Source organism: Vibrio sp. Makdt (assembly GCF_027587015.1).
Taxonomy (GTDB): domain Bacteria; phylum Pseudomonadota; class Gammaproteobacteria; order Enterobacterales; family Vibrionaceae; genus Vibrio; species Vibrio chagasii_B.
In genome coordinates, this window is the sequence record NZ_JAPPTH010000024.1 from 18,812 (window position 1) to 31,689 (window position 12,878).

Sequence of the window (12,878 nt, forward strand, 5' to 3'; positions counted from 1 at the left end):
CTCGTTTTTAACTTTTAGCTATCCGTTTTTAGTTGGTAGTTACGATAAACCATCAGAAAGTGCACAATAAACGGCCATTCAATACAAAAACACCAAAAAACGTTCATAAAAAAAGCAGTCAGTTAATAAGGGTATTTACAAGCGAAAGCCACCCTTATATTATACGCGCCATTGGAGGGATGGCTGAGTGGTCGAAAGCACCGGTCTTGAAAACCGGCAACCGTTAATAGCGGTTCTAGGGTTCAAATCCCTATCCCTCCACCACATTAAAGAAAGCCGCTGAGAAATCAGCGGCTTTTTTGTATCTGGCGTTTGCGTAACGAACTTATGCAGTTTCTACTACGCCACCTTTCGGCTCACTTCAAAACGCCCGATCAATTGGTCTAAGCGGCTCAATGCATTGCCCATCAAAGAAACTCGACGTGCGAGTTGCTTAGTAGACAGTTGTAAGTCAGATATTGAACGTTGGGCTTTATCTGCCGTTTGTCCGTTTTTCTGACTGTTCTCATCTAGATTGGACATCGTGGTAAAGAGATCGCTCACCGCTGCTTGAATTTGCTCACTGCGAGCATTTGAGTCGACTGTTAAGTTTCCTTTACTCACATTCTCGACGCCTCGCTCCATGGACTCAACAGCACTACGAGACTTACTATGCAGCTCTTTCATTAGGTCACTAATATGGTTAGCAGCTTGTGAAGTTCGGTCAGCCAGAGTTCTTACTTCAGAAGCGACGACAGAGAACCCTCTCCCGTGTTCACCGGCTCTTGCCGACTCAATGGCCGCATTCAAGGCCAAAAGGTTAGTCTGCGCAGTAATGTCAGTAATGATATCTATAATGTCAGACACCTTAGTCATTTCATTATTCACCTCATTCACGCTATGCGCCGAGCTTTCTACGATATTGCGAACAATCTCCATACCTTCGACGGACTGATTGTATTCCTTCTCCGCACTCAGAACGGCTTGTTTCATCACCGTATCCATTTGCGTTGCTGAGACACTCGCATGAGTAATTTCACTCTGTTGATACTGACTCAACTGAAGCATATTGCTTAGTGCTTGTGATGCATCATCACTGGTTTGCTTCATCACGACACTGCGACGAAACATCGATTCCGAAACCTCTCTAACTTCGTGACTCGCATGGATCAACTCACTCACCGTGTTATCTAAATTGTCGATAAAACTGTTAGTCCAGCGCCCTAAGTTGCCAAGTTCATTATGACTGAATGTGGTGGGATCAAGTCTCCGACTTAAGTTGCCATCACCTTCAGCTAAGGTCTGCATTACCCCGGTCATTTCGTGAATCTTCTTCGCTAGTGGTTTGGCGCTAACTAAACGGAATAAGCCCAATGAGAGCAACGCGCAAGCGAACATAATGCCACTCTGCATAAAAGGTGTGAGTGAATAAAGGTTGGCAAACAGTAATGGAACAAATAGGGGCAGTAGCATGCAACTGATGAAGTGCTTAGATAAGGTATAACTGAGGCTTCGGTCTCTGTAGACCTCTTCTAAATCGGACTCACACATCATGCCAAAGGTATCTGGTGAACCATCCAATTGAAAAGTGATACCTTTACCAATAACAGGTATGTGGCGATAATCGGAATACCCGGGATAACCTATAAACAGGTTACTGCCATTTTTAATGGTTTCTCTTACGCCTGGGTGAAGCTGATTAGTGGCTGGGTCCGTAAAGCGAATCTCAAATTCGGTATGCTGCTGGATCTTAACCGTTCCCCAATCAGTATGAATCCCTTGCTTTAAGTTCTCGCCGTGTGAAAAGGTATTATCTTCAAAGCGAGAACGAGAGAGCGCAACACCCGGCTGAGTATGAGGCTCATGAATGGAGTCGACCATAAAGATATAGTTATCACCCGATTCGCTATAAATATGCCCCGCTTCTCTCTGAATAATGTCACCAATAACATCATTTGGAACACGACCACATAGGAATTGCTGCGCCCCTTCATCCCGAGAAAATGGGACATAAAACATCAGCGTCACTTGGTCATGAAACGATGAACTCGAGGCCCCTACGTTCAACGTGCGTTGATCCATATACGGCCCATGAAGATAACGCTTTGAAGCCCCTTCAACTAAGGCCTTCTTGTCTCCAAGATTAACCCCTACATGCTCATGATAACTCGATGCTTGTGCGATCCCCTTGGCATCGACGATCGCCAACTCAGAAAAATCCGTACTGCGTTTAAGAAGGCTAGCTAACGTCCCCTGTGCTTGCTCTTCCGTTCGACTTGCCAAATAAACAGCAGAGTCTTCTAAAAAATCCCATTGATTCTTGACCCAGTTATGCAGAAGTTGAACTCGCGTGTGAGCAATACTTTCAAAAGCTTGTTCAAGCTCTTCCGTCCTACTTCGATTGAGGAAGCAAGCTCTGCGCATAGCCAGTTTTCCTGTTTCGCCAAACCAATTAAGCCAACTACGTTCCTTGTCCGTCAGGTTCATTTTTATCCCTTGTGTTTTTATAGACACATGGGTAAAGCAATTTACAGACCACAATTAATCACACAAATACGTAACTAATTAATAAAAAAGCACTTTATATGAATCACAATGGTGCAAGCGTGTCTTTCATGGTGCAGAGGCCTTATTTCACACCATCATTTCTGATGAGTTTTCAGTCGTTAATTTAGGAAGCTAACCGTGAACATGATAAGCCGCTTTTAACAGCTGCATGTGAATCGGCACCAGATCTTGGTGTTGAGTTCGATACCCGCCACCGACTACGCAGGCCATCGGAATAGACTCTGATTTCGCTAATTCAATCATGAAACAGTCACGTTCAAATATCCCTTGTGTCGAGACATTCAAATAACCCAGTTCATCGTCTTGATGGATATCGATCCCCGCATCATAAATAATCAGATCCGGTTGATGGTGAGCAATCGCTAACTTAGTGACTTGTTCAAAACAACGTAAGAACTCTGCATCTTCTGTTTCACGACTTAACGGCACATCTAAATCGGATAGTGGCTTTCGTGCAGGGAAGTTTTTATCGCAGTGGAACGACAGAGTAATGATGTCGTCGTTCTCCTGGCAAAGAGTTGCTGTGCCATCACCATGATGAACATCGCTGTCAACGATCAGCACTTTATCGATATGTTCAAAGGTCAGTGCGTGTTTTGCCGCTAAAACCAAATCGTTCAACAAACAAAAGCCACTGCCAAAATCATGATGCGCGTGATGATAACCACCACTCAAATGAATCGCTAAACCAGTCTCTATTGCCATTTCAGCGGCCAAGCAGGTTCCACCACTTGAGTAGAGTGTTCTCTCAATAAGTTGTTCACTCCAGGGGAAACCGATACGTCTCATCTTTGCTGCGGGCAAATTACCAGAAACAAGTAAATCCACATACTCACTATCGTGAACCTGCTTTACCTGTTCAACCGAAACCGGCGTTGGTTGGAAGATTTCAAACTGACTCTTCCATAGATGATCGCGATCCATTAACGCTTCAACAGCACTGTGTAACAACTGATATTTGTTAATTGGGTAACGGTGACCTTCTGGTAAAGGTAACTGCGAATAGATTGGGTGGTAAATTAAAGGAATCATAATCAGGTTAATTGCGTATCTTTCTCAAAATCATAACAGTCTCAGCCTAGGCGACAACATTAATTGATGATAATAGTTATCATTAACTTAACTTTCAAAAAGAGACAGCAATGAAAAACCTAATACTCATCTTTGGGGTGATCTGCGGTTCAGTAGCAGCAGTAATGATTTTTGTAGGAATGCTAATGGCCAGTTGGTGGAGCGTTGATTTTCTCGTGTTAAGCCATCAAACTTAACTAATTGAACTGAAAAGGAATCACCATGAGCGTTATTTTTATTACTGGGGCGAACCGCGGCATTGGCTTAAGCCTGACTCAACAATACCTGAAAGGTAACCACAAGGTGTACGCGACTTATCGTGATGACTACTCAGCAAAAGAACTGCTCTCACTGGCAGGCCACAACACCAACCTTACCTGCATTCAATTAGAGATAACCGATTACCAAGCAGTAAGCCAACTCCCTTCGCAAATAGAGTCGATTGATATCTTGATCAACAACGCTGGCTACTATGGTCCAAAAGGCTATGGGCTGGGTAATACCGATGTTGAAGAGTGGCGTCGTGTATTCGAAGTCAACACCATTGCTCCGCTGAAACTTGTCGAAACGCTATTGCCTTTATTAGAAGACAGCGATATCAAAAAGGTCGCTTGTTTATCCTCTAGAGTCGGCAGTATGTCAGAGAACACCTCAGGCGGCGGTTACATCTATCGCTCCTCTAAAGCCGCTCTAAACTCCGTGGTGAAGAGCTTAAGCAACGACTTAACCGATGATGGCTTTACGGTGTTAGCACTGCATCCAGGTTGGGTACAGACTGAAATGGGAGGGCCAAACGCTCTGATCGACACCGACACCTCAGCTTCTGGCCTTATTAAAGTCATCGAGTCAGCGAATATCGAAGTAAGTGGTCACTTCTTCAATTTCGATGGCAGCGAAATAGACTGGTAATCCACAGATGAATTTAGGCCCTCTCTCAAACCTAGTTAAGCACTCAACGCTGTTTTGTCTGACAGTGATGCTAGCTGGCTGTTTCAGTGATGGTCCCGGCGACTTGTTCGACGACTATCAAACCAAGGTAGCTAGAGTACAAGATGCTGACGAGATAAAAGAGGAATGGGAATTTGAAAGCCTACCGAGAAAACGAGAACTGCTTCTTGACGTGCCCTCACTCTCTATCGGCCTCATCGACGGCTACCAGCTTCGTCAATGTGGACTGTTCAATCTGATAGCAGAAAGAAATTCGGTTCTGGGCAAGGTGGCGGATGAGTTTCGTAACTACGATTATCAAATCGCGCTACTTGAAGGCGTGGGCAAGTGTTTATCCAGTAATGAATTAGACCCAGAGATCGTAGAATTACTAAGAGAAATTGAGCAACAGAAACTCGCACAGTTTCCACTACATCAATGGAATCTCATCTATGCCAGCGATGCTATGCAGTCTCAGATGCGTGGTAGTCAGTGGTTACGCGCTGATATCGGCGATCAGGTACGACAAACCAGTGATGCTTTAGAACATATCAATCAAGCGTTAAACACATCGCTCGTTTCGGGCAAAACCACAGAGGTTCAAGAAGTACTAGAGAAAAGTTCGACCCTTGGGGATTTGTACTACTCGCTGGCTCGTGCGTCGGTTGAGCTGGATACCATCACCAAGCAACTCACTACTTTTGATGCCAACATCATCTGCGGCAAGCAGCGAGACACCACAAAGTTTCGCTATCTCAACAATGTGTTCGAGCAACAATACATAGGTAAGGTTCAGCCTTACATGGCGCAACTGGATGGCTACTATCAGCAATTAGCCCCGCAACTAGGAATGTTTGACGCGCAACCTGAACTGCACAGTTATTACTTTCCCATTCAAGATGCACATCAAGCCTTTCGATCATCAACTCGCCGCCATGTCGACTATTGGCAGCAGCTGTTTAAACGTTGTGGGCGTAAAGTCGGACGTTAATCCTTAACTCAATAAGTCTTAGCTTTTGGTGCTCTTTTTAGCGGAAGTACCTTTCTTAGCATACGAACCTGTCTTGGCATAAGACTTCTTCGCACCACCGCCTTTACGGCGTTTAAAAGCTGGTCTTTCGACTTTAGGAAGATGACGCAGAGACTCAGGAACTTCGCCCGTTTTTACCTTGCCCATCAAACCATCAATCTTGCTTTCTAACGCTTGCATGAAAGGCTGATAAGCTTGATTTCGCTCTGCCATGCCTTGCAGTTGGTGCTCCCAATGTGCCGTCATGTCTGGAAAGGTAGAGTCCTCAGGTAAGGCATGAATCAAGCCTCTGCCCGCAGGGCTACTGTGAATACTCTTACCTTGGCGCGTTAGCAGCTGTCTTTTAAATAGAGTATCTAGAATGCCTGCACGAGTTGCTTCTGTGCCAAGGCCATCGGTCTCTTTCAAAATGGCTTTGAGATCTTTGTTCGCAACAAAACGCGCGATACCTGTCATCGCTTGAAGCAATGTCGCTTCCGTGAAGTGTTTTGGCGGCTCTGTTTTCTTATCACCAATCACGCCTTCACGACACGTCAACACCGTACCTTTATCCAATGGAGGAACCGTATCCGTGCCATCGCCTTTTTCTTCGGTATCCGTTTTACCCATCAACACCTTCCAACCGGGGTTGATAAGCTGACGTCCTTTCGCAATGAACACGCCACCAGCGATATCAAAGACCAGCTTAGCATCAGCAAAAACGGCAGGTGGGTAGAATTGCATCAGATACTGACGAGCGATTTGCTGATAGATTTTCATCTCGTTGGCAGACAGGCCGTTCACCGATGATTTCTTCGGTGTCGGGATTATTGCGTGGTGAGCATCGACCTTACTGTCGTTCCATGCTTTGGATTTAAGAGAAAGATCCGCACCTTGAGCGCCACTTTGCAGCTCTTTCGCATTATTAGCGATAGCATCAACGATCGATTCTCGCTGCGAGTAGTGCTCTTTGGGTAGATAGCGGCTGTCAGAACGTGGGTAAGTGATGAGCTTGTGCTTCTCGTACAAAGACTGACAAGTGTCCAACACCTGCTGAGCACTCATACCAAAACGCTTAGATGCGTCAATCTGCAGTGCTGACAGCGAGTAAGGCAGTGGCGCAGCTTGTTTGCTCTGCTTTTGCTCTGATTCCGTCACCGTCGCTGGTTGATTCGCAATTCGGTTAGCCACATTCTCAACCAGCTTTCGATTGAGCACGCGCCCTTCTTCATCTTGCCATGGTTTACATGCTTCGCTTGGTTTCCAACGAGCACGAATATCAAAACTCTGACCGTTGTTTTGGTAAGGGATCAAAGCATGCAAAGTGAAGTAATCTTTTGGAATGAAGTTTTCGATCTCTTCATCGCGCCTTACCACCAAACCAAGTACCGGTGTTTGCACTCGCCCGACCGACAACACGCCTTGGTAACCGGCTTTTTGACCCAGCAAGGTATAAGCGCGAGTCATGTTCATGCCATACAGCCAATCAGCTCTAGAGCGTGCCAATGCTGAAACAGAAAGAGGGATAAAGTCGCGATTGCTGCGCATTTGAGAAAGTGCACGCTTCACGGCAGGTAAGTTCAAATCACTAATCAGCAGCCTTTCCATCGACTCTTTCTTGGCTTTAGATACCTTGCAGTAATCAATCACTTCATCAACCAGCAGCTGCCCTTCTCTATCCGGGTCTCCGGCGTGAACAATTTGAGTGGCGTCCTTCAATAGCTTTCGGATCACCGTGAGCTGTTTGCTTGAAGTCTTGCGTGGTCTTAGCTGCCACTGCTCAGGCACAATAGGTAAATCGGCCAAGTTCCATTTCTTATAGCGGTCGTCATAAGCGTCTGGCTCAACCTGCTCCAATAAGTGTCCAATACACCAAGTCACTACATCACCGTTACCACATTTAATGAACCCTTGGTCTTTCTTCTGTGGATTTGGCAGTGCGGCGGCGATCGCGCGACCGAGGCTTGGTTTTTCAGCAATAATAAGGCGAGACATGTTTTTCCAGATGCTACAAACAATTAGGGCCACATTATCTAATGTGACCCTAATAAATCAAGAAAAACTGGTTGTTTATACAGTTAGCATTCCACTATTCAGCTTCAGTGCTCTTTATAGGAACTCAACAAACTTAGAGAAGTCACGCTCTGGCACTTTCATTGGTGTGCAGCCCGGCGTACCTAGGTATAGGAAGCCAACAATTTCGTCATCGCCTTCTAGACCGAATGCTTGATGTACCTCTGGGTGGAACATCCATTTGCCTGAGCGCCAAAAACCTTGGAAACCTTGAGCGACAGCCGCCATTTGCATTGCTTGCGCCGCACAACCTGCAGAAAGATGTTGTTCAATCGCTGGTACTTTCTCGTGCTCGGTTACTTTCGCGATGACAGTAATTACCATAGGAGCACGGAACGGCGCCTTTTTCACTTTCTCAATCACCGCTTCTTCGCTGTCTTCCGCTTCAGCAGCACGAACCAAGATATCAGATAGCTTCTGTAGCCCTGAACCTTGTGCGATAACAAAGCGCCATGGTGTTAGTGCACCGTGGTCAGGAGCTCGTAAGCCCGCTTTGATGATGTTTTCTAACGCTACACCTTCAGGTGCCGGATCAGAGAGTTTTGCGATAGAGCGTCGGTTGAGCAGTAGATCCAAAGCATCCATTTGAAGTCCTTACTATTTCTTTATTATTTGTATACTTGAACTTTAGCACAGAATACAAACGATAATAAATCTCAACGACTCCCCATATAGACTAGATTAGAAACAATAAAGGCTCCTAAATCTACGACTTAGGAGCCTTGTTCAAACATCTATCTCAGTAACTTAGCTAACTGGCTCTATAACTTAATCGCTAGTTCAACACCTTGACGGATAGCGCGCACAGCATCTAGCTCACCAGCATAATCAGCACCACCAATCACGTGCAATTTGCCACCAAACTCTTGCCACATATCTTCGAATGGTCTCACCGATACTTGACCTGCACACACGATAACAGAATCGGCATCTAATACCTGATCTTGTTTACCAACACTGATATGCAAACCTTGGTCGTCAATCTTGTTGTAGCTCACGCCACCAAGTAAGTTCACACCGCGTTTTTCTAGTGTGCGTTTGTGAATCCAGCCTGTGGTTTTGCCCGGACCTTTACCAACGCGACCCGCTTTACGCTGCATAACCCAAACCGTTTTGTCACTGAATGAATCCGGGTAAGGATACAAGCCACCTGGGTGTTCCATATTCTTATCGATGCCCCACTCATGTAGCCAATCGTCTAAACTATGGGACGTCGGCTCGGTGAGCATGGTTGCCACATCGACACCGATACCACCAGCACCAACAATCGCGACCTTTTCACCTACAGGTGTCTTTTCGCGGATCAAGGTTTGGTAATCGACCACGTTCTCGTGATCAATACCTTCAATGTTCAATTTTCTTGGCTCAACACCCGCAGCCATCACCACTTCATCGTACTTAAGTAGCATCTCAAACGTAGCTTCAGTATCCAGTTTCAGGTTCACGCCCGATGCATCTATTTGGTTAGCAAAATAACGAATCGTTTCTCTGAATTCTTCTTTGCCCGGGATCTGCATTGCTAGTCTAAACTGACCGCCTATACGATCATTTTTCTCAATCAAATCAACTTTATGCCCGCGTTGAGCCAAAGTCGTCGCACAAGCTAAACCTGCAGGGCCTGCACCTACAACCGCTATAGTCTTAGTCGCTGGTGCGGGTTGAACGACAATTTCAGTCTCGTGACACGCTCGTGGATTAACCAAACAGCTCGCACGTTTCCCTTTGAATACGTTATCAAGACACGCTTGGTTACAACCAATACAGGTGTTGATGAACTGTGCTTGATCTTGTGCGGCTTTATTGACGAAATCAGGGTCTGCCAAGAAAGGACGAGCCATGGAGACCATATCGGCCTGACCGGAGCTGATAATACGTTCTGCTTCTTCAGGTGTATTGATACGGTTACAAGTGATCACTGGAATAGAGACATACGGTTTCACTTTCTCAGTTACCCATGAGAAAGCACCACGTGGTACTTGTGTCGCGATAGTTGGGATACGTGCTTCATGCCAGCCAATACCCGTATTGATAATGGTAACGCCCGCCTCTTCAAGCTTTTGAGCCAGTAACACAACATCTTCAAAGGTACTGCCTTGCTCAACCAAATCCAGCATCGACAGTCGGAAGATAATAATGAAATCATCGCCCACAGCTTCACGAATCGATTTGACGATCTCTAGTGGGAAACGCATGCGCTTCTCATAAGAGCCACCCCACTCGTCGTAACGCATGTTGGTTCGCTTACAGATAAATTGGTTAATCAAGTAACCTTCAGAGCCCATGATTTCAATGCCGTCGTAACCTGCCACTTGAGCAAGCTCGGCACTGTTAGCAAAGGCATTGATGGTCTTTTTGATTTGACGAGGGCTCATCTCGCTTGGCGCAAATTTGGCGATTGGTGCTTTTATACCTGACGCACTCTGCGCGAATGGGTGCATCGCATATCGACCAGCATGCAACAGCTGCAAAGCGATCTTGCCACCGTGTTTATGTACCGCTTCGGTAACAACCTGGTGGGCTTTCGCGTGCTTAACTTTACTGAATTCAGCACTAAATGGGGATAATCTGCCACGTAAGTTCGGAGAAAAGCCGCCTGTAACAATTAGGCCAACGCCTCCTTTTGCTCGCTCTTCGTAAAACGCGGCGAGTTTATGTAGGCCTTCTTTGTGCTCTTCTAAGCCGGTGTGCATTGATCCCATCAATACACGGTTACGTAACTGAGTAAATCCAAGATCGAGTGGTTCAAGTAAATGTGGGTACATGGCAGACATCACTTCTATTATTTATCCTTGTGGTCTGACCACAGTATAGCTCAATCACCAAAAGTTCAAACAACCGTTTACATTTTTGTAACACCGATCATAATGCTGAAGGTATTAATCGTTCAAAAGTCCTAGGGGCTGTTAACCTTTCGAGATTGGTTTTGCAGCATCTTGTGGGAAATTTATACAAGGAAGAGGCTTTGATGTGTAGCTGGCCTACATGAAAAGCCGATAACGCAGTAGAAATGAACCACAAGAGCTGCCCGAAGGGTTCGTCTAAAATCATTTTATGCTTTGTTGAAGAATATTTGCTTAGAATGCTAGGCTACATACTCTTCGCCGCGCCTAAAACGATTTTATCTCGAACAAAACTTAACCACGAAAGGTCAACAGCCCCTTATCTGACTACACTTAATGAGAATATAAATCGATTAACACTTCTTGGTATAGTTTGAATTAGGGAATTATCGTAGGATACTAAGCAGTTCATATTATTGAGATTAATGGTACTGCTGCTTGTTAAAGCGACATAATCTCACTGCGGAGACAGAATGAAAAAAATATTCAAATTTATAGGCATGATCTTCAAAGGGATATGGAAGCTGATTACGTTTGTACGTGTTGCGCTTGTTAACCTAATCTTCTTGCTCAGTATTGCCGTTATCTACTTTGTGTACTTCCACTCAGACACAGCGCCGCCGACCGTGCCACAACAATCTGCTTTAGTGTTAAACCTGTCAGGTCCGATTGTTGAACAAAGCCGTTATATCAATCCGATGGATTCCGTTACCGGTTCGCTGCTGGGCAAAGATCTGCCAAAAGAAAATATTCTCTTTGATATCGTTGAAACCATTCGCTATGCCAAAGACGATGACAATGTAACAGGTATTGTTTTGGCACTTAAAGAGCTGCCAGAGACCAACCTAACTAAACTGCGCTACATCGCTAAAGCCTTAAATGAGTTTAAAGCTTCAGGAAAGCCAATTTATGCGGTGGGTGACTTCTACAACCAAAGCCAATACTACCTAGCAAGCTACGCAACTAAGGTATACATGTCGCCTGATGGTGGTGTACTTCTTAAAGGTTACAGCGCCTACTCGCTTTACTACAAAACCTTATTAGAGAAGCTCGATGTAAACACTCATGTGTTCCGCGTGGGCACTTACAAATCAGCGATTGAGCCGTTCATTCGTGACGACATGTCTGACGCAGCAAAAGAGTCGGCATCACGTTGGTTAGGCCAACTATGGAGTGCTTACGTTGACGATGTGAGCAATAACCGCCAAATTGATGCGAAGACACTCAATCCAAGCATGGACACTTTCTTGAAAGAGCTTGAATCTGTTGATGGCGATATCGCGAAACTGGCGGAAAAACTTGGTTTGGTGGATGAGCTAGCCACTCGCCAGCAAGTTCGACTAGAGCTTGCAGATGTGTTCGGCAGTGATGGTCAAGACAGTTACAACGCACTTGGCTACTACGAGTACCGTGCAACCATGCTTCCAGACATGAGCAGTGAGTCACACGATGTAGCTGTGATTGTTGCTAGCGGCGCTATTATGGATGGCAAACAGCCACGTGGCACCGTGGGTGGCGATACAACCGCGGCTCTACTTCGCCAAGCTCGTAACGATGACAAAGTTAAAGCCGTTGTTCTTAGAGTGGATAGCCCTGGCGGCAGCGCATTTGCTTCAGAAGTTATTCGCAATGAAATAGAAGCGATTAAGCAAGCGGGTAAGCCTGTAGTTGTGTCAATGTCTAGCCTTGCCGCTTCTGGTGGTTACTGGATCTCAATGGGCGCAGACAAGATCCTCGCTCAACCAACGACGTTAACTGGCTCGATTGGTATCTTCAGTGTCATCACTACCTTCGAAAAAGGCTTAAATGATATTGGTGTTTATACTGATGGCGTTGGCACATCACCGTTCTCAGGTCTTGGTATCACCACCGGCCTAACTGAGGGCGCGAAAGATGCGTTCCAGATGGGTATTGAACATGGCTACCGCCGATTCATCGGTCTAGTTGGAGAAAACCGTGGAATGGATGTTGATGCGGTCGATAAAATTGCTCAAGGTCGCGTATGGACAGGCCAAGACGCTATGCAAAACGGTTTAGTCGATGAAATTGGTGACTTCGATGACGCGATTGCAGCCGCCGCTTCACTTGCAGAACTCGAAAGCTACAACATCTACTGGGTAGAAGAGCCACTTTCAGCCACTGAGCAGTTTATTCAAGAATTTATGAACCAAGTTCAGATGTCGATTGGCCTTGATATTCAGTCAATGATACCAAGCAGTTTGCAGCCGGTTACGCAGCAGTTAGCTCAAGATAGCCAACTATTAAGCAACTTTAACGACCCACAAGGCCGTTACGCTTTTTGCTTAAACTGCCAAGTTCAATAATTTAAGCTCAACGCTTTATTATCAAGGGGCGCCTCTGTGTGAGGCGCCTCTTTTTATTACATAATAATTCGCTATAATCGCCCACCT

8 protein-coding genes and 1 tRNA gene are annotated in these 12,878 nt (G+C 45.6%); 4 read left to right on the plus strand and 5 right to left on the minus strand.

Annotation, left to right across the window (positions count from 1 at the left end; all coding sequences use genetic code 11):
- The first annotated feature begins 173 nt into the window (after positions 1-173).
- Positions 174-264, plus strand: a tRNA-Ser gene (locus OH460_RS22045).
- Between the two features lie 75 nt (positions 265-339).
- Here OH460_RS22045 and OH460_RS22050 read toward each other — a convergent pair.
- Positions 340-2,466 carry a methyl-accepting chemotaxis protein gene (locus tag OH460_RS22050; protein WP_269999533.1) on the minus strand — a complete coding sequence of 709 codons (2,127 nt, stop codon included), beginning with the start codon at positions 2,464-2,466 and terminating at the stop codon, positions 340-342.
- Positions 2,467-2,658: 192 nt separating this feature from the next.
- On the minus strand, positions 2,659-3,579 hold the full coding sequence (locus tag OH460_RS22055) for a histone deacetylase family protein (RefSeq protein ID WP_269999534.1): 921 nt from the start codon (positions 3,577-3,579) through the stop codon (positions 2,659-2,661).
- Between the two features lie 261 nt (positions 3,580-3,840).
- Between OH460_RS22055 and OH460_RS22060 the strand changes: the two genes are divergently transcribed.
- The gene (locus tag OH460_RS22060) at positions 3,841-4,527 is read left to right on the plus strand and encodes an SDR family oxidoreductase (RefSeq protein WP_269999535.1); all 687 of its coding nucleotides are present in this window, start codon (positions 3,841-3,843) and stop codon (positions 4,525-4,527) included.
- A 7-nt stretch (positions 4,528-4,534) separates the two neighbouring features.
- A complete protein-coding gene (locus OH460_RS22065; RefSeq protein WP_269999536.1) occupies positions 4,535-5,536 on the plus strand; it encodes a DUF3080 domain-containing protein in 1,002 nt (333 codons plus the stop codon).
- Between the two features lie 18 nt (positions 5,537-5,554).
- Here the strand turns inward: OH460_RS22065 and OH460_RS22070 are convergent, their stop codons facing one another.
- The 3 genes from OH460_RS22070 to OH460_RS22080 all read right to left on the minus strand — a co-directional run bounded on the left by OH460_RS22070 (position 5,555) and on the right by OH460_RS22080 (position 10,398).
- Positions 5,555-7,549 (minus strand): DNA topoisomerase III, encoded by a 1,995-nt coding sequence (locus OH460_RS22070; RefSeq protein WP_269999537.1) that lies wholly within the window; start codon positions 7,547-7,549, stop codon positions 5,555-5,557.
- A 114-nt stretch (positions 7,550-7,663) separates the two neighbouring features.
- Positions 7,664-8,212, minus strand: coding sequence for an NAD(P)H nitroreductase (locus tag OH460_RS22075; RefSeq protein WP_008223265.1), 549 nt, complete (start codon positions 8,210-8,212; stop codon positions 7,664-7,666).
- A 176-nt stretch (positions 8,213-8,388) separates the two neighbouring features.
- The gene (locus OH460_RS22080) at positions 8,389-10,398 is read right to left on the minus strand and encodes an NADPH-dependent 2,4-dienoyl-CoA reductase (protein ID WP_171731529.1); all 2,010 of its coding nucleotides are present in this window, start codon (positions 10,396-10,398) and stop codon (positions 8,389-8,391) included.
- A gap of 542 nt (positions 10,399-10,940) precedes the next feature.
- On the opposite strand from OH460_RS22080, the gene sppA reads away from it, so the two are divergent.
- Positions 10,941-12,791, plus strand: coding sequence for a signal peptide peptidase SppA (sppA, locus tag OH460_RS22085; RefSeq protein WP_116871792.1), 1,851 nt, complete (start codon positions 10,941-10,943; stop codon positions 12,789-12,791).
- Positions 12,792-12,878 lie beyond the last annotated feature (87 nt).